Annotated in this window: 14 protein-coding genes; 8 read left to right on the top strand and 6 right to left on the bottom strand. The window is 71.2% G+C overall.

The window, feature by feature from the left end:
• Positions 1-155 precede the first annotated feature (155 nt).
• The 4 genes from ABZ896_RS33500 to ABZ896_RS33485 all read right to left on the bottom strand — a co-directional run bounded on the left by ABZ896_RS33500 (position 156) and on the right by ABZ896_RS33485 (position 6,071).
• Positions 156-1,439, bottom strand: coding sequence for an acyltransferase (locus ABZ896_RS33500; protein WP_360937271.1), 1,284 nt, complete (start codon positions 1,437-1,439; stop codon positions 156-158).
• A complete protein-coding gene (locus tag ABZ896_RS33495) occupies positions 1,436-3,634 on the bottom strand; it encodes a glycosyltransferase (protein ID WP_360937269.1) in 2,199 nt (732 codons plus the stop codon). Before ABZ896_RS33495 ends, ABZ896_RS33500 begins: the two co-directional genes overlap by 4 nt.
• Positions 3,634-4,875: a hypothetical protein gene (locus ABZ896_RS33490; protein WP_360937267.1), complete on the bottom strand. Its 1,242-nt coding sequence runs from the start codon at positions 4,873-4,875 to the stop codon at positions 3,634-3,636. Before ABZ896_RS33490 ends, ABZ896_RS33495 begins: the two co-directional genes overlap by 1 nt.
• A gap of 224 nt (positions 4,876-5,099) precedes the next feature.
• Positions 5,100-6,071 carry a LysR family transcriptional regulator gene (locus ABZ896_RS33485; RefSeq protein WP_360937265.1) on the bottom strand — a complete coding sequence of 324 codons (972 nt, stop codon included), beginning with the start codon at positions 6,069-6,071 and terminating at the stop codon, positions 5,100-5,102.
• A gap of 638 nt (positions 6,072-6,709) precedes the next feature.
• On the opposite strand from ABZ896_RS33485, the gene ABZ896_RS33480 reads away from it, so the two are divergent.
• The 6 genes from ABZ896_RS33480 to ABZ896_RS33455 all read left to right on the top strand — a co-directional run bounded on the left by ABZ896_RS33480 (position 6,710) and on the right by ABZ896_RS33455 (position 14,893).
• Positions 6,710-7,960, top strand: a complete 1,251-nt coding sequence (locus ABZ896_RS33480; RefSeq protein WP_360937299.1) for an MFS transporter — start codon at positions 6,710-6,712, stop codon at positions 7,958-7,960.
• A 218-nt stretch (positions 7,961-8,178) separates the two neighbouring features.
• Positions 8,179-9,471, top strand: coding sequence for an extracellular solute-binding protein (locus tag ABZ896_RS33475; protein WP_360937263.1), 1,293 nt, complete (start codon positions 8,179-8,181; stop codon positions 9,469-9,471).
• Positions 9,468-10,424, top strand: coding sequence for a sugar ABC transporter permease (locus ABZ896_RS33470; RefSeq protein ID WP_360937261.1), 957 nt, complete (start codon positions 9,468-9,470; stop codon positions 10,422-10,424). Before ABZ896_RS33475 ends, ABZ896_RS33470 begins: the two co-directional genes overlap by 4 nt.
• Positions 10,421-11,245, top strand: coding sequence for a carbohydrate ABC transporter permease (locus ABZ896_RS33465; RefSeq protein ID WP_360937259.1), 825 nt, complete (start codon positions 10,421-10,423; stop codon positions 11,243-11,245). Before ABZ896_RS33470 ends, ABZ896_RS33465 begins: the two co-directional genes overlap by 4 nt.
• A 388-nt stretch (positions 11,246-11,633) precedes the next feature.
• Positions 11,634-13,886 (top strand): alpha-xylosidase, encoded by a 2,253-nt coding sequence (yicI, locus tag ABZ896_RS33460; protein WP_360937257.1) that lies wholly within the window; start codon positions 11,634-11,636, stop codon positions 13,884-13,886.
• Positions 13,886-14,893 carry a LacI family DNA-binding transcriptional regulator gene (locus ABZ896_RS33455; protein ID WP_360937255.1) on the top strand — a complete coding sequence of 336 codons (1,008 nt, stop codon included), beginning with the start codon at positions 13,886-13,888 and terminating at the stop codon, positions 14,891-14,893. Before yicI ends, ABZ896_RS33455 begins: the two co-directional genes overlap by 1 nt.
• A gap of 3 nt (positions 14,894-14,896) precedes the next feature.
• Here ABZ896_RS33455 and ABZ896_RS33450 read toward each other — a convergent pair whose 3' ends face one another.
• Together ABZ896_RS33450 and ABZ896_RS33445 are read right to left on the bottom strand one after the other, a co-directional pair.
• Complete coding sequence (locus ABZ896_RS33450) at positions 14,897-15,517, bottom strand: hypothetical protein (protein WP_360937253.1); 621 nt, start codon at positions 15,515-15,517, stop codon at positions 14,897-14,899.
• Entirely contained in the window at positions 15,514-16,152 is a 639-nt protein-coding gene (locus tag ABZ896_RS33445) for a TetR family transcriptional regulator (protein ID WP_360937251.1), read from the bottom strand. The genes ABZ896_RS33450 and ABZ896_RS33445 overlap by 4 nt, the downstream gene beginning before the upstream one ends.
• Positions 16,153-16,278: 126 nt before the next feature.
• Here ABZ896_RS33445 and ABZ896_RS33440 point away from each other — a divergent pair, with 126 nt between their 5' ends.
• Complete coding sequence (locus ABZ896_RS33440; protein WP_360937249.1) at positions 16,279-16,470, top strand: hypothetical protein; 192 nt, start codon at positions 16,279-16,281, stop codon at positions 16,468-16,470.
• Entirely contained in the window at positions 16,467-16,874 is a 408-nt protein-coding gene (locus tag ABZ896_RS33435; protein WP_360937247.1) for a nitroreductase family deazaflavin-dependent oxidoreductase, read from the top strand. Before ABZ896_RS33440 ends, ABZ896_RS33435 begins: the two co-directional genes overlap by 4 nt.
• Positions 16,875-16,965: the final 91 nt, after the last annotated feature.

Genomic DNA, 16,965 nt, shown 5'->3' with positions numbered 1-16,965 from the left:
CTCAGTCCTGCTACGAGTGGCTGATCCCGAAGGTAGGGAGAGCGCGTTTCCACCCTGTGGCACCGGGTGACCGGAAAGGAACTTTGCTCTCACCCCGCCCGCGGCCGGGATGAGAGGTCCTTGCGACCCTACGTTACGAAGACCTCCCGTCCCCCTCAGGAGCGGTGTGCGGCGGTTGCCCGGCGGCGGGTGCGGTCGGTGCCGTTCGGCCAGAGGCGGGGGCTGCGTTTCGCCGCGATGTCCTCGATCCAGCCGAAGGCCAGGATGGCGAGGCCGATGAGGGGCCAGACCAGGACGAAGGTCCACAGGGCGTAGGTGGAGTCGAGTGCGGAGGTCGCGCGGTCGCTCTGCAGGAACGGGAGCCGGTAGGCGGCGTCGACCAGCGGGAACGTGGCCATGAGCATCAGGTTGTGCCAGAGGTAGATCGTGACGGCCCGGTTGTTGGACAGGGTCACCAGTTTGTCCCAGCGGGCCAGTCTGCCCGGCAGCTCCTGCCAGGAGGGCGAGTACAGGAGCAGGATGACGACGAATCCGAAGCTCCAGGTCGCCTGGGCCAGCGGGATGTCGTTCAGGTCCCAGCCCTCGGGGCCCAGATGGCCGGAGGCCCACCACAGGCCGAAGGCCATCACCACGGTCGCGCAGGAGACCGCCACATAGCGGGGCACCTGCGCCAGGAAGCCCTCTTGGTGGGCGAAGCCCAGCAGCCAGCAGCCGCAGAAGACCGCGAAGTCGGTGACCGCGTTGCCCGTCTCGCCGGGGATCGCCACCAGGCCCGTGCCGACGATCGCCGTCAGGCCCAGCGGGGCCAGCAGGGTCGGCCACGGCGCCCGGCGGAACGCCCACAGCAGCGCCGGGGACGCCACCACGAACCACAGGTAGGCGCGCAGGTACCACAGCACGCCCGCCGCCTGCTCCGCCCAGGTGTTCTCCAGCCACCCCGACTCGGAGCCGACGCTCAGCGGGAACGGCGGGGCGCCCACCGGCAGGATGTAGTTGCCCAGCTCGACCAGGCCCCAGATTCCGCTGTGGTCCGGGTCCTTGGCGAGGTCCCAGCCGCCGACGAACATCATCGTCAGCGCGATCGCGCTGAACGCCCACAGCGGCGGCAGCAGTCGCCTGACCCGGCCCCGGATCACGCCCCAGGCGGGGCGGCTCAGGGAGCGCGCCATCAGCGAGCCGGCGAGCGCGAACATCACGCCCATCGAGGGGAACAGGACCGTCAGCCACGCCCAGCCGAAGAGGTGGTAGACGACCACGCGGACCAGGGCGATCGAGCGCAGCAGGTCCAGGTAGCGGTCGCGGCCGGGGCGTTGGGGAGCCTTTGCGGCGGCGGGCTCGGGCCCCGCGGTCCGCTGCTCGGGGATACGCGCCGGGTCCGCGGCGTCGTGGCTCCGGTAGATGTCGTAGGGCTGCCGCCCCGTCGAGTGTCCGTGCGTCATCCGACGGGCCTCCGGTCACTGTCGCTGGTGCTGCGCTGGCGCGGCACCGGGCCGCCGGGGGCCTCGACGACACCCGTGCGGCGCAGCTTCTGCCAGCGCAGGCGGCCGCCGGTGAGGGCCGTGATCCAGGACTGGAGCAGCACGACGTACATGAGTTGGCGGTAGAGGATCTGCTGCAACGGCAGCGAGATGAGGTGGGTCATCTTCTCGCGGTCCAGCCGGAAGGCGTACGCGGCGCAGACCACCTGGATCAGCAGGACGCCCAGCCAGGCCAGCACGGTCTTCTCGGTGGGGCCGAAGACGACGCCGTAGAGAAGGAAGACGTCGATCAGCGGGGCCAGCAGCGGGGCGACCACCATGAAGAGGGAGACCAGGGGCAGGCCGACGCGGCCGAAGCGCCCCGAGGGGCCCCGCTCCACCAGGGCCCGGCGGTGCTTCCAGATCGCCTGCATGGTGCCGTACGACCATCGGTAGCGCTGTGACCACAGCTGCTGCACGGACTCCGGGGCCTCGGTCCAGGCGCGGGCGTTCTCGGCGTAGACCACGCGCCAGCCGTCGCGGTGCATGGCCATGGTGATGTCGGTGTCCTCGGCGAGGGTGTCCTCGCTCATCCCGCCGACCCGCTCCAGAGCCGTACGACGGAAGGCTCCGACCGCGCCCGGGATGGTCGGCATGCAGCGCAGCATGTCGTACATACGGCGGTCGAGGTTGAAGCCCATCACGTACTCGATGTGCTGCCAGGCCCCGATGAGCGAGTCGCGGTTGCCGACCTTGGCGTTGCCGGCGACCGCGCCGACCCGGGAGTCGCCGAACGGCTGCACCAGTTCGCGGACGGTCGACGGCTCGAAGACGGTGTCGCCGTCCATCATCACGATGATGTCGTGACGGGCGTTCGCCAGGCCGCGGTTGAGCGCGGCGGGCTTGCCCGCGTTGAGCTGGCGGACGACCCGGACGTTCGGCAGGCCCATCGCCTCGACGATGCGGGCGGTGCCGTCGCTCGACCCGTCGTCGATGACGAGCACCTCGATGGGGTACTCACTGGCCATCAGCGAACGCACGGTGTTCTCGATGCACTTGGCCTCGTTGTACGCCGGCACGAGCACCGACACCGGTTCGGTGACCGGCGGCCCCCAGCGGAAGCCGCGGCGCCGCACCTTGCGGGCGTGCACGACCGACAGCAGCAGCATCAGCGCGAACCGGCCGATGACCAGCGAGCCGATGATCGCGAGACCGGTCACCAGGACGTCGGTGATGTGCTCGGACGCCTGGACCAGGAAGGTCCACGCCCTGCCCTTCCACAGCTCGGCCCCGGTGACCGGGGTGTGCGCGCTGGGGGCGTCGAGGGCCTCGGTGAGGTTGTCGAACGCGTACCCCTTGTCCTGCATCTCCGGCAGGAACCGGTCCAGCGCCTGGACCGTCTGGTGGCGGTCGCCGCCGGAGTCGTGCATCAGCACGATCGCGCCCTTGCCGCCGTGCGGGGTCGCGCGGCGCAGGATCTCCCGGACGCCGGGCTTGCGCCAGTCCTCGCTGTCGGTGTTGTTGACGACCGTGATGTAGCCGCGGGTGCCGATGTACTCGGTGACCGGCCAGGACTTGTTGTCCATGGCGTCGGCGAAGGAGGAGTACGGCGGCCGGAACAGCGAGGTGCGGATACCGGCCGCGCCGGCGAGCGCGAGCTGGCTCTGGGACAGCTCCCAGTCGATGCGCTTCTTCGTCTGGAAGGACAGGTCGGGGTGGTTGAAGGTGTGCAGTCCGACCTCGTGGCCCTCCGCGACCATGCGCCTGACCAGCTCCGGGTAGCGGGAGGCCATGGTGCCGGTGACGAAGAAGACCGCGTGGGCGTCGTGCTTCTTCAGAACGTCGAGGACCTTGGGCGTCCATGTCGGGTCCGGGCCGTCGTCGAAGGTGAGGACGAGACGGTGGTCGGGGACCTTCAGGCTGGTGGTGCGCCCGTTGCGGGTGTCGATCACCGGGCCGCCGTCGAGGATCCTCTCCGGCACCTTGTCGGCGGAGGCCTCGGGCTGGATGCGGTGGTCGGCGAGGATCTCGCTGTGGACGTAGCCCCGCAGCATCAGCATCGCCATCAGGGCGACGAGGACGAGCAGGGGCAGCAGCAGGCGCATGGGCAGGCGGCGGCGCCTGGAGCCGTCGGGGGCTCCAGGTGCGGCCCCGTGACGGCGGGTGCGGGATGCCATCAGAGGATGTGCTCCGGGGACGGGGAGATCGGGGCGTCGGAGGGGGCGGCGGGAGCCGCGGGCGCGGCGCCGGTCTCCGAGGCGACGGGCGCGGGCGAGGCGGGGCCGTCGGCGACGGTGCCGGGCCCGGCACTGCCGCCGCCGGTGCTCTCACTCGGAGCGACCGAAGGCTCGGGAGGGCTGCTGGCGGGCGGGTCGGGGCTGACCGGCGGCGGCTCGACCGACTGCGACGGCGCCGTGGACGGACCGGTGCTGACCGACGGATCGGCGCCCGGCTTGGTGGCCGTCGCCGACGGAGCGACGGACGCCCCCGGCTTGGCCGGACTCGCTCCGACCCCGGGCGCCGTGGCGCTCGCCCCGGGTGTCGGTGTCACCCCGCCGCTCACCGTCGGCGTGGTCCCCGGGATCACTCCGGCGGAGGCGGCCGGCTCGGCCGGGTCCGCGGGCAGCGGGCTGGTGTCGACCTTCCCGGCCGGGGTGTCGTCCTTCGGACCGGTCACCGGGAGCCAGGGCGCGTTGGAGTTGCCGGACAGCAGCGTGATGACGATGACGACGGCGTAGACCGCGCAGGCCAGACCGACGACCATGCCGATACGGCGGTAACGGCGGCTGCGGCGGCCCGACTCGTCGACGAAGACGGGGCCCTCGGAGCCCTCGCCGTCGCCGACGGGAGCGCCCTCGACGAGCTGGTCGCCCTGCACGCTTATGGCGTCGAGCTGGACGGTCACCTCGTGCGGGTCGTGGGTCTGCCCGGCGCCGCCGGACTCGCCCCACGGGTCCCGGACGACGGCCTTACGACCGGGCGGCTCGGGTATGTCCCCGCCACGACCGGCTCTCGGCACACCGGGGAAGTCCCCGGGCGCACCCGGGAGGCCGGCGGACGGGCCGGAGGCGTCAGGGGCCGTACCCGCGAAGCCGTCCGACGCCCCGGGGACGTCACCGGCCTTGCCCCCGAAGCTCCCGAAGCCCGCGGACCCACCGGGGACCTCCCCGGCCGTGGCCGGAAAGTCGCCGGAGGCGTCCGCTGAGGACGGGGTGGCGAGGGTGCCCTTCGACAGGCCCTGCCCGCCCTTCATGCCCGGGCCGCTCTTCGGGGCGCCGGGGAGGTCTCTCGCTCGGCGCCGGGCGGCGCGGTGGTCGCCCTTGCCCGGCAGGGCCCCTGTCGGGCCGTCGGCGAAGCCCGCGACCGGGACTCCGGTTCCTCTGGTTTCCGGGAAGGTCTGGGTGTTGTTCCCCGTCACCGGTGTCTCCCGAGTCGCTGATGCAACCTCGGGCCATTCCGGTTGGGCGTCTTCTGGCCACTTCTTCACACGCACGCACATCCCCCCACGGGACCGTTCCGGGTGCGCGTAGACCTTGAGCACCCTGGCCCGACCGGGCCCCCACCCGGTCCGAACGCCCCCTTTATCACACTGTGCTCAGATCCCGAATGTAGCGCACGAGGAGGTTGCGTGTTCGCCGCGTGTCAATTGTGGGCGCTCATCACCCGCTGATCGGTGGCTGGAATCCATCCATCGACGGGCTGCCGCAACCACCCCTGTTCGACGGACAGTTCGAGCACTGCCCGGCGGAGGGCCGCCAGTCCCGCATGCCTCAGTCCCTTGCGCCACACCAGCGACACGGGTGACAGCGGAACGGGATCGACCAACGGACGCAGCACCGTTGCGGGCATGGCCGGAAAATCGACGACCGCGAGGACCGGGTTCCGGGTCTTGGACATGATCCGCTCGAACTCCTCGTGACCGACGGCGAGCGGGGCCGGCGCGGCCACGTCCACGCCCCGGCCTTCGAACAGCCGACGAGCGAGATCGGTCCATTCTTCGGTACGGGGATTTCCGGCCCCGGCGTAGACGCTCTCGCCCTTCAGCGCGGCCAGCGGGACCCGGTCGAGGGCGGCCAGGGGGTGGTCCTCGGGCAGCACGACCGCCATGGGCTCGTAGCGGACGGGCTGGTGCTCCAGGCCCGCCCGCAGCGCCGGGGCGAGCCCCGCGAACCGGCCGAAGGAGGCGTCGAGGCGGCCCGCGACGATCTCACCGGCGGCCCAGGTCAGACCGCTCTCGTAACGGGCCATCAGCTCGTGGTCGGGGGCGAGTTCCCGGGCCCGGTCCAGCACCCGGCGGGCGGTGCCCAGGCCCGGGGAGTTCAGGTCCACGAGGAGCGGGCGGGCCTGCGTGAAGGCGGCGAGCAGGTCGTCCTGCGCGGCGAGCACGGCGCGGGCGTACGGCACCAGCCGCTCGCCGTCGGACGTCGGCGTGACCTGACGGGTCGTCCGGACGAACAGCTCCACACCGAGCTCCCGCTCCAGCCGCCGCACATCCCGACTGAGCGCCTGCTGGGCGACGTAGAGCCGGGCCGCGGCCCGCGTGAAGTGCAACTCGTCGACGACGGCGAGGAAGCCGCGCAGGAGCCGGGGGTCGAGATGACGGGGTACGGACATCCGGCGAACTTACAACGGGGGTGCGTGAATCGGGGCGGGGCAGGTGTTGGACCGGGTGATCGGCCGGGGGCGACGGTGGGTGCATGCCGCAACGAGCCCGAGACAGACGTACACGAGCCACCGAGCCGACGGAGCTGGGAGCCGGTCGGCCGAGGGCCATGGGCGCCTCGTCGACTGCCCGCCCGGGCGATGGGAACACCGTCTCGGCTGCCCGCCCGAGCCACGGAAACACCGCGCCGGCTGCCCGCCCGAACGATGGGAACACCGACTCGACTGCCCGCCCGAGCCACGGAAACACCGCGCCGGCTGCCCGCCCGAACGATGGGAACACCGACCCGGCTGCCCGCCCCGGCGACAGCGGCACCGTGCCGGCTGCCCGCCGGAGCGATGGGAACACCGGCTCGGCTGCCCGCCCGGGCCACGGAAACACCACGTCGGCTGCCCGCCCCGGCCACGGAAACACCGCGCCGCCCGCCCGCCCGAGCGATGAGAACGCCGACTCGGCTGCCCGCCCCGGCGACAGCGGCACCGCGCCGATCACACCGTCGAGACACCCGGCCACCCCGCCGCCCAGACAAACCCGAGCTGAACCGCCTGCCCTCCAGCCCCTCTTCACGACCACCGGCGACGCCCTCGTCATCGCCGACTTCACCCCCCGAGGCCCCCACACCCCCCGTACCCCCCGCTCCCCCGGCCCCTACCGCCGCCTCCTGGCCACCCCCGGCGCCCGCGCCTTCACCCTCGGGAATCTCCTCGCCCGGCTTCCCATGGGGATGTTCAGCGTGAGCGCGGTCGTGATGATCGCCGGGTCCCGGGGGTCGTACGCCCTCGCCGGCGCCGTCACCGCGATCGGCCTCGCGGCGACGGCGGTGGTCGCCCCGTGGACCGCGCGGCTCGTCGACCGGTACGGGCAGGCGCGGATCGCCGTACCGGCCACGCTCCTCGCCGCGCTCGGCTCGCTCGCGCTGCTGCTGTGCGTGCGGTACGGCGCACCCGCGTGGACGCTCTTCGTGTCGTACGCCGCCACCGCCACGACCCCCAACATCGGCGGCCTCTCCCGTGCCCGCTGGGTCCATCTCCTCGACGGCGACGAGAGGTCCCTGCACGTGGCGAACTCCTTCGAACAGGCCGCGGACGAACTGTGCTTCATGCTGGGCCCGGTCCTGGCGGCGACCCTGTGCGCCACGTTCTTCCCCGAGGCGGGCACGCTGGCAGGGGCCCTGCTGCTGGTGACGGGCATGCTGGTCTTCACGTCACAGCGGTCGACGGAACCCCCTCCCTCGCAGGACCGCCACCATCCGCCCGCCCCCGCGAAGTCCCTCCTCCGCGCCCCCGGCCTCCCCCCGCTCCTCGCCGTCTGCCTCGCCATGGGCGCCGTGTTCGGCTCCATGGAGGTCGTCACGATCGCCTTCGCCGACGCGCAGGGACACCGCACCGCCGCCGGAGTCGTGCTCGCGCTCCAGGCCGCGGGGTCGTGCGCGGCGGGCCTGGTCTACGGCGCCGTACGACGGACCGGCCGCCCCGAGGACCGGTACGTGGGGTGCGTCGCCGCGCTGACCGCCCTGCTGACGCTCCCCCTGCTCGCCGCCGCCCTCACCGGCTCGCTCCTCGCCGTGGCCGGCGCCCTCCTGGTCGCCGGGATGGCGACCGCCCCGACGATGGTCACCGGTATGACCCTGGTCCAGCGCCGCACCCCGCCCGGCCGCCTCAACGAGGGCATGACCCTCGCGGTGACCGGCCTGCTCGGCGGTATCGCCTGCGGCAGCGCGGCCGGCGGCTGGACCGTCGAACACGCCTCGCCGGTGGCGGGTTACGGCGTCCCGGTCGCCGCCGCCGCGATCGCCCTGATGATCGCGCTGACGTCCGCGCACCGGACCCCCAGCGACTGACACCCGTCGAATCGCTTCCGGCCACCGCCCGTCGAATCGCTTCCGGCCACCCGCCGTCGAACCGCTTCCCCCCAATTCCTGCGCACCCCATTGACGCCCTCACAGCCGCCTCATACCTTCCTCCGTCGAAGCGCTTCGACGTCACGCATCGAATCGATTCGACGCTCCCGCGTGACGACCCGGCCCGACGAACCATCCGACTCCCCCGGAGGTACTGGATGTTGACGGCACGAAGGCGTGCGGCGACGGCGGCGGTGATCCTGACCGGATCGCTGCTGCTCGCGTCCTGCGGAGGCTCCGACAGCGGGTCGTCCGACGGGAAGACGCTGCGGCTGTGGCACTACGAGGGTCCGACCAGCGCGATGGGCATCGCGTGGAAGGAGGCGATCAAGGAGTTCGAGGACCGACACCCCGGCGTGAAGGTGGAGTTCGAGGAGAAGGGCTTCGACCAGATCCAGAAGACCGCGCCGATGGTCCTCAACTCCTCGGACGCGCCCGACATCATGGAGTACAACAAGGGCAACGCGACGGCGGGCCTGCTCTCCAAGCAGGGCCTGCTGACCGACCTGACCGCGGAGGCGACGAAGCGCGGCTGGGCCAAGAAGCTCAGCCCGAGCGTCCGCACCACGAGCCAGTACGACACCAACGGCGTGATGGGTTCGGGGAATTGGTACGGCGTCCCCGACTACGCCGAGTACACGCTGGTCTACTACAACAAGGACCTCTTCAAGAAGTACGGCATCGCCGAGCCGACAACGCTCGGTGAACTGACCGCCGCCATGGACAAGTTCGTCGCCGAGGGGGTCACCCCGCTCGCCAACGGCGGTGCCGCCTACCCCGCCCAGCAGTACCTCTACCAGCTCGCCCTCTCCAAGGCCGACCGCTCGTGGGTCGACGCCTACCAGCTCTACAAGGGCAGGACGGACTTCCACGACGCGGCCTGGACCTACGGCGCCCAGACCTTCGCCGACTGGGTGAAGAAGGGCTACTTCGGCAAGTCCTCCAGCGGCCAGAACGAGGAGAAGGCCGGCACCTCCTTCACCTCGGGCAAGGCACCGATCTTCTTCTCCGGCACCTGGTGGTTCGGCCGCTTCAAGGCGGAGAGCAAGTTCGACTGGGGCACCTTCCTGTGGCCGGACTCCCGGCTCACGCTCGGCTCCGGCGGCAACCTCTGGGTGGTGCCCAAGGGTTCGAAGAACAAGGACCTCGCCTACGACTTCATCGACATCACCCTGTCCCCCAAGATCCAGAACCTGCTGGGCAATTCGGGCGGCGTCCCGGTCGCGGCCGACGCGGCTGCCATCACCGACCCGCAGTCCAAGACCCTGATCGAGAACTTCAACACCCTCTCGAAGAACGACGGTCTGGCCTTCTACCCCGACTGGCCGGTCCCGGGCTTCTACGACGTCCTCGTCTCCGAGACCCAGAAGCTGCTCACCGGCAGCGACAAGCCGGCGGGCTATCTGGACTCCTTGCAGGAGGCCTACGACAAGGGCGCGCCCAAGCAATGACGGTGACCGTCGAACGAGGTTCGCGGACGGCCGGCGAGGGCACCCCGAGCCGGCCCCCGCGCCGCCCCCGCTCCTCCTACGCCCTGTTCCTGCTGCCCGGGGTGCTCGCCTTCCTGGCCGTGGTGATCGTGCCGTTCCTGATGAACACCGGCCTGAGCTTCACCGACTGGCAGGGCGTGGGCACCCCGCACTGGACCGGGCTCGCCAACTACCGTGAGCTGCTGGACGATTCGGAGTTCTGGGCGTCCTTCCGGCACAGCCTGTTCATGGTCGTCGCGATGGCCGCGATCCCCACGGCACTCGGGCTCGTCCTGGCCACCGCCCTGTTCGACTACGTCGGCCGGCACTTCGGCCCCCGGATCGCCGCGATCCTGCGCGCCTGCTTCTACCTCCCCCAGGTGCTGCCGATCGCGGTCGCGGGCATCGTCTGGAGCTGGATCCTCGCACCCGACGACGGCTCCCTGAACGCACTCCTCAAAGCCGTGGGCCTGTCGAGCTGGCGGCAGGACTGGCTCGGCGACCCGGACCTCGCGCTGTACACCGTCATGGGCGTGATGGTCTGGGTCCAACTCGGCTTCCCGCTGGTCGTCTTCATGGCGGGCCTGCAACGCGTCGACCCGCAGCTGCACGAGGCTGCCGAACTGGACGGCGCGGGCTGGTGGTGCCGCTTCTGGCACGTCACGCTGCCGCAGATCCGCCCCGAGATCTACGTCGTGCTGACCTGGTGCACGATCGCCGCGCTGAAGGTGTTCGGCGCGGTGTACGTCCTGACCAAGGGCGGCCCGGGCGGCGCCACCGACGTACCGTCCTACTTCTCCTTCACCACGTTCTTCGAGAAGACGCAGGTCGGCTACGGCGCCGCGATCTCCACGGTGCTCACGGTGCTCGTCCTCGCCCTGTCCCTGGTCGGCCTGAAGCTCCAGACCCGCGCGGAGGAAGGGGAGGTGTCATGACGACCGCCCTGCGCCGCTACCCGGTGCTGGTCGCGCTGTGTGTCGCGGCCCTGTTCATGGTCGTGCCGTTCCTGATCGTCGCGGTCAACGCCTTCAAGTCCCCCGCGGAGTACGCCCAGAACGGCCCGCTGCATCTCCCCGACGGCCTCTACCTGGACGGCCTCAAGGACTTCTGGGAGCGCGTCGACTACACGCAGAAACTCGTCAACTCCCTTCTGATCAGCGGGAGTGTGGCGATCGGCGCGGTGGTCCTGTCGGTACTGAACGCGTATGCGATCGGCATCGGCCGTATAAAAGGCCGGACTTGGGTGCTCGCCTTCTTCGTGCTGGCGAACCTGCTGCCGCAGGAGGCGCTGGTCTACCCCGTCTACTGGCTGAGCAAGCAGGCCGGTCTCTACGACACCCGGCTGAGCGTGGTCATCGTGTTCACGGTGATCCAGGCCGCGTTCGGCACCTATCTGCTGTCCGCCGTGCTCGGCCGCTTCCCCCGCGAGATCCTGGAGGCGGCCCGCATCGACGGCGCGAACAAGTGGCAGGTGCTGTGGCGGATCGTCGTCCCGGTCAGCCGCCCCACCCTCGGTGTCCTGCTGGTCTTCTTCTTCATCTGGACCTGGAACGAGTTCCTGCTCCCGCTGGTCATGCTGATCTCCAACGACAACCAGACGGTGTCGGTGGCCCTCGGCGTCCTCCAGGGCCAGCAGATGATGGACGCCACCATGACCAACGCGGCCGCCCTGCTCGGCGTGCTCCCCGCGCTCGTGTTCTTCCTCCTCTTCCAGCGAACGCTCACCCGCGGCATCGCCGTGGGAGCCGTGAAGTAAGGACCCCCCACGTGACCCCTGTCCCAGGCCGGGCGGCCGCCCGGTACACCCGGCGAAGCGCCCCCGCTCCCTCGTCCGCCCCCAGGGGCTGTCCGGCGGATCAGTCCGGCGTCGCGGGGCTGGGCACGCCCGTCCGCGGCGTTGTCGTCGGTTGCCGACTCCCCCACGCTCGAACAACCTCGCAGGGGGGCACCACCATCGCGTCGCCGCCCTCCTCCGCCTTGCAGCCAGACGCACCCAGCCCCGCTCACCTGCACCGGAAAGCACCGCTTCTCGCAGCCGGCCTGATCCGCCGGACAGCCCCTGGTTCTCGCCGCGTGCGGCGCCCGGCCCGCCCGGTCGCGCGGGCGCCTTTCCCCACCGGGCCGGGCACCTCCGGAGGTTCCTGGTGAAGTTCACCGACGGTTACTGGCTGCTGCGTGACGGAGTCACCGCGGCCCACCCGGTCGAGGTGCTCGATGTCACCGCGTCGGACGGCTCGTTGGAGATCCACGCGCCGACCCAGCCCATCCGCCACCGCGGCGACCTGCTGAAGGGACCGGTCGTGACGATCAGCGCGCACACCCCGATGCCGGACGTCATCGGCGTCACCGTCACGCACTTCGAGGGCGAGCAGCCGCGCGGGCCCGAATTCGAGCTGGCGAAGGAGGAGTTCGCGGTCCACACGGAGTACGACGAGGAGCACGCGACCCTCACCTCGGGCGCGCTGTCGGTCCGGGTGGCCCGCACCGGCCCCTGGCACGTGGACTTCCTCGCCCACGGCCGGGTGCTGACCTCCAGCGGCCCCAAGGGCATGGGCATCATGCGCGAGACCGCGAGCGGCGCCCACTACCTGCGCGAACAGCTCAACCTCGGCGTCGGCACCTCGGTCTACGGTCTCGGCGAACGCTTCGGCCCGCTCGTCAAGAACGGCCAGGTCGTCGACATCTGGAACGCCGACGGCGGCACGGCCACCGAGCAGGCGTACAAGAACGTCCCGCTCTACCTGACCGACGCGGGCTACGGCGTCTTCGTCGACCACCCGGGCAAGGTCTCCTTCGAGGTCGGGTCGGAGGCGGTCTCCCGGGTCCAATTCAGCGCCGAGACCCAGCAGTTGACGTATTACGTCGTCTACGGGCCGACCCCGAAGGACATCCTGCGCAAGTACACGGCCCTCACCGGCCGTCCCGCTCTCCCGCCCGCCTGGTCCTTCGGCCTCTGGCTCTCGACGTCCTTCACCACCTCCTACGACGAGGAGACGGTGACCTCCTTCATCGACGGCATGAAGGAGCGCGAACTCCCGCTCTCCGTCTTCCACTTCGACTGCTTCTGGATGCGCGAGTTCAACTGGTGCGACTTCCAGTGGGATCCGCGGGTCTTCCCCGACCCGGAGGGCATGCTGGCCCGGCTGCACGCGCGCGGCCTGAGGGTCTCCGTGTGGATCAACCCGTACATCGCCCAGCGCTCCCCGCTGTTCGCCGAGGGCAAGGCGCTCGGGCATCTGCTCAGGCGCCCGGACGGCAGCGTCTGGCAGTGGGACCTGTGGCAACCCGGCATGGCCCTGGTCGACTTCACCTCCCCGGCCGCCCGCGACTGGTACGCGGCCAAGCTGGAGGCGCTGCTCGCGCAGGGCGTCGACTGCTTCAAGACCGACTTCGGCGAGCGGGTCCCGGAGGACGTGGCCTGGGCGGACGGCTCCGACCCGGAGCGGATGCACAACTACTACACCTACCTCTACAACCGCACGGTCTTCGACGTGCTGCGCAAGCACCGAGGCGAACAGGAGGCGGTGGTCTTCGCCCGCTCGGCGACGGCCGGCAGCCAGAAGTTCCCGGTGCACTGGGGCGGCGACTGCGAGTCGACGTACGAGGCGATGGCCGAATCCCTGCGCGGCGGGCTGTCGTTGGGCCTGTCCGGCTTCGGCTTCTGGAGCCACGACATCGGCGGCTTCGAGGGCACCCCGACCCCGGAACTCTTCAAACGCTGGCTCGCCTTCGGCCTGTTGTCCTCCCACAGCCGGCTGCACGGCAGCTCCTCCTACCGGGTCCCCTGGCTCTTCGACGAGGAATCGGTCGACGTCCTACGGCACTTCACCCGGATCAAGCTCAGTCTGATGCCCTATCTCTACGAGGCCGCCCGCACCGCCCACACCGAGGGCGTCCCGGTGATGCGGGCGATGGTCCTGGAGTTCCCGGACGATCCGGGCTGCGCCCACCTGGAACGGCAGTACATGCTCGGCCAAGATCTGCTGGTGGCACCGGTGTTCAGCGACTCCGGAGAGGTCGCGTACTACGTCCCCGAGGGCACCTGGACCCACTTCGTGACCGGCGAGACGGTGACCGGGCCGCGCTGGGCGCGCGAGCAACACGGCTTTCTGAGCGTGCCGTTGCTGGTCAGACCGGGCGCGGTGATCCCGGTCGGCGCGGTGGACGACCGCCCCGACTACGACCACGCCGACGGCGTGACCCTGCGGACGTACGGTCTCGCCCGGGGCGCGCAGGTCACGGTACGGGTCGGCGAGGTCGCCTTCACCGTCGTACGCGAAGGGGACACGCTGCGGGCGTCCTGCGGTGACCCGAAGGCGCCGTGGGCGCTGGCGGCCGGTGACCGGCTCGCCCAGGCACCGGCCGGCACCGGGTTCCTCTCCCTGGAGCTGCGCTGATGGTGAAGATCACGGACGTGGCGCGGCGGGCCGGGGTCTCGCCGAGCACGGTGTCGTACGCCCTCAGCGGCAAGCGCCCGATCTCCGAGGAGACCCGGCGCCGGGTCGAGGACGCGGTGCGCGAACTGGGCTACCGGCCGCACGCGGGCGCCCGGGCGCTGGCCGGCCGGCACTCCAACGTGCTGGCGCTGGTGGTGCCGCTGCGGGCCGGGATCCATGTGCCGGTCGTCATGCGGTTCGCGGTGTCGGTGGTGACGACGGCCCGCCGCCACGACCACGACGTCCTGCTGCTCACCCAGGAGGAGGGCGAGGAGGGGCTGCGCCGGGTCGCGGACACGGCACTGGTCGACGCGCTGATCGTGATGGACGTCCAACTGGAGGACCCCCGGCTGCCGTTGCTGCGCGCGCTGGACCTGCCGTCGGTGCTGATCGGGTTTCCGGCCTCGGCGGAGGGGCTGACCTGTATCGACCTCGACTTCACGGCGGCCGGGGAGGCGTGTGTGGAGCATCTGGCGCGGCTGGGGCACCGGGTGGTGGCGCTGGTCGGCTCACCGCCGGAGGTGTACGTGCGCCGAACCGCCTTCGCCCAGCGGGTCGTTCAGGGGTTCACGGCCGCCGCCGACCGCAACGGGATGGCGTCCTCCGTCCACCCCTGCGAGGCCGGTCCCGCCGCCGCCCGCGCGGTCGCCGAGCAACTCCTGCGCGAGCACCCGGCGTTGACAGGGGTCGTCGTCCACAACGAGGCGATCCTGGAGCCGTTGGTCGACGCCTTCGAGCAGCTCGGTCTCCGTGTCCCCACGGACCTCTCGGTCACCGCGATCTGCCCCGACGAACTCGCCGCCTCCGCCCGCATGCCGATCACCTCGGTCGCCCTGCCGTCGGCGGAGGTGGGCACGGGGGCGGTGGAGCTCCTCATGAGGAGCATGGGCGGCGCGACCGTACCGGAGTCGACGCTGCTGCCGCCCCGGATGACGGACCGTGGCAGCACGGCGCCTCGCGAGGCCTGACGTTCACTGGATTCCGTCGAAGGTCACGGTGCGTCCCGGGCCGAGTTCGTCGGCGACCCGTGCGGTGAGAGTCTCGCCCTCGGTGTGCAGACGGGCGAACTCGGCGTCCAGTCGGCCGTCGTCGCGGTCGTCCAGCCAGACATCGAGGGCCGTTTTCACGTGCCCCGCCCAGGAGTTGAGGTCGTCGACCAGCTCCTCGGAGAGGTCGAGGGCGGCGGCGGGGTCGTCCGGGGCGAAGTCCTCGAAGCCGTCCGCGCGCAACGGGTGGGCGCCGTAGTACCCCTTGACGCGGATGTCGACGGGGTGCGGCGGCGTGCCGTGGGCGTCCGCCGTCCAGTGCAGCCGCCCGCACCCCCAGCACACGAACCGCACGGACCCGTGCCGCTCGTCCCGGTACCGCACGGCCCACTCGGGCCCCAGCGCCTTCGCGACGGCCCGGGCGATCTCCAGCCCTTGGGCGATGTGCTTGCGCAACCGCGGCCGCGAGGGGAAGCCGTCGGCGGGGCGGTCCTGGAACCAGTCGGCGAGCTGCTGACGTACGGCGTCCGGAAGCACGGGTGCGTCCTCACCCTCCGGCCCCAGCAGCGGACCGCCCCTCTCCGAGCTCACCAGAACCTCGCTCACGCCGGTCCCCCTCTCACGCCGTACTCCCCCATCCCCCGCTCCAGCAGCGTGAACGCCCGCTCGGCGAGCCGTCGTACATCCTCCGCCAGACGGCTCGGGTCGTCGTCCGTCAGGATCCGGTCGCGTACATGGTCGACCAGGGCCCGGTGGACCCCGAGCAGCGCGTGCGCCGCCGCGTGGGCCACGACGTCGCCGTCCTCGTCGGCCAGCACCGCCCCGAGCGCCTCTGCGCACTCCGCGAACGCCCGCCGCTCGCGCGCCCGCAGGGCCGGGCTGTCGGCGATCGTGCGGTTCACCGCGCGGAGTTGCGCGAGCGCCTCTTCGTCCCCGTCCTCGACCCGCGCCAACAGGCCACCGTCGGCGAGCAGTTGCCGTCGGAACGCGACGAGCGCCGACTCCCCGGGCGCCCGGACCCATACCGCCTCCACCAGCCGCTCCCAGAAGGATTCCAGCCGGGAGTAGAACAAGTCCTCCTTGCTGGGGAAGTAGTTGAAGACCGTGGCCTCCGATACCCCCGCCGCGCCGGCGACTTCGACGACGGTCACCCGCTCGAACCCGCGCTCGGCGAACATCCCCCAAGCGGTCTCGGCGATCCGCTCCCGCATCTGCCGCTTCTTCAGCTCCCGCCGACCCACCCGCCACCGCTCCGCACTGTCCGCTTTTCCGGGGTTACCAGAATTTTGGGGTCACCCTATCGTTGGAGGTACGAACCGTACGAACCGTCGAAGTCCGACGCCAGCTCTCGTGGGGAGTCGATCGCGATGCCACAGGAAGTGACGGACGTCCTCGGCCTGCTCACCGACGAATTCGCCGGCGTCGGCCCGCTCGGCTTCGTCCTGGGCCGCAAGCAGTGGCTGGAGCGCTACCGCAAGGGCCTGGAGAACCGCGCGTTCAGCGTGGAGGAGCCCGACGTGCGCGCCTACGCCCGTCTGCACATCGGGGCGACGCTGTGACCGGGCGCGTCTACCTCAGGCCGCCGTGGATGCAGCGCAACGTCGGCAACCGGCTGGCGCCCCTGTTCGGCCGGTCCATGGTCTCCCGGCTCACCGTCCGCGGCCGCAGCTCCGGCCGCGACCGCACCGTCCCGGTCGCCGTCCTCGACCACGAGGGCGAGCGCTACCTCATCTCCTACCGCGGCCTCAGCGACTGGGCCCTCAACCTCCGCGCCACCCCCGAGGCCCGCCTCACGGTCCGCGGCCGCACCGAGACGATCACGACGGAAGAGGTCCCGGAATCCGACCGCCCTTCCCTGCTCACCGCCTACCGAGAGCGCTACGGCTCCATGCCCACGGTCTCGACCGTCCTGGACGCCCTCCCGAACCCGTCCGACCACCCGGTGTTCCGCATCCGCGGCTAGGTCGCTTCTGATGGCTCTTGTTTGGGTGGGTGGATCAGTGCCCCGTCTGGGCAGGGGCGTTTTATGGTGCGGCGGCATGAACTGACGGACG

This window comes from Streptomyces sp. NPDC047072 (assembly GCF_040643855.1).
In the GTDB taxonomy this organism is placed as follows: Bacteria; Actinomycetota; Actinomycetes; order Streptomycetales; family Streptomycetaceae; genus Streptomyces.
The sequence above is the reverse complement of the archived record's forward strand: the minus strand, read 5'-3'. Positions and strand labels throughout refer to the sequence as shown.

Coding starts and splice junctions, on each gene's coding strand:
- ABZ896_RS33455 (WP_360937255.1), top strand. CDS start 13,886: ATGGTGAAGATCACGGACGTGGCGCGGCGGGCCGGGGTCTCGCCGAGC.
- ABZ896_RS33495 (WP_360937269.1), bottom strand. CDS start 3,634: ATGGCATCCCGCACCCGCCGTCACGGGGCCGCACCTGGAGCCCCCGAC.
- ABZ896_RS33485 (WP_360937265.1), bottom strand. CDS start 6,071: ATGTCCGTACCCCGTCATCTCGACCCCCGGCTCCTGCGCGGCTTCCTC.
- ABZ896_RS33475 (WP_360937263.1), top strand. CDS start 8,179: ATGTTGACGGCACGAAGGCGTGCGGCGACGGCGGCGGTGATCCTGACC.
- ABZ896_RS33440 (WP_360937249.1), top strand. CDS start 16,279: ATGCCACAGGAAGTGACGGACGTCCTCGGCCTGCTCACCGACGAATTC.
- ABZ896_RS33500 (WP_360937271.1), bottom strand. CDS start 1,439: ATGACGCACGGACACTCGACGGGGCGGCAGCCCTACGACATCTACCGG.
- ABZ896_RS33465 (WP_360937259.1), top strand. CDS start 10,421: ATGACGACCGCCCTGCGCCGCTACCCGGTGCTGGTCGCGCTGTGTGTC.
- ABZ896_RS33470 (WP_360937261.1), top strand. CDS start 9,468: ATGACGGTGACCGTCGAACGAGGTTCGCGGACGGCCGGCGAGGGCACC.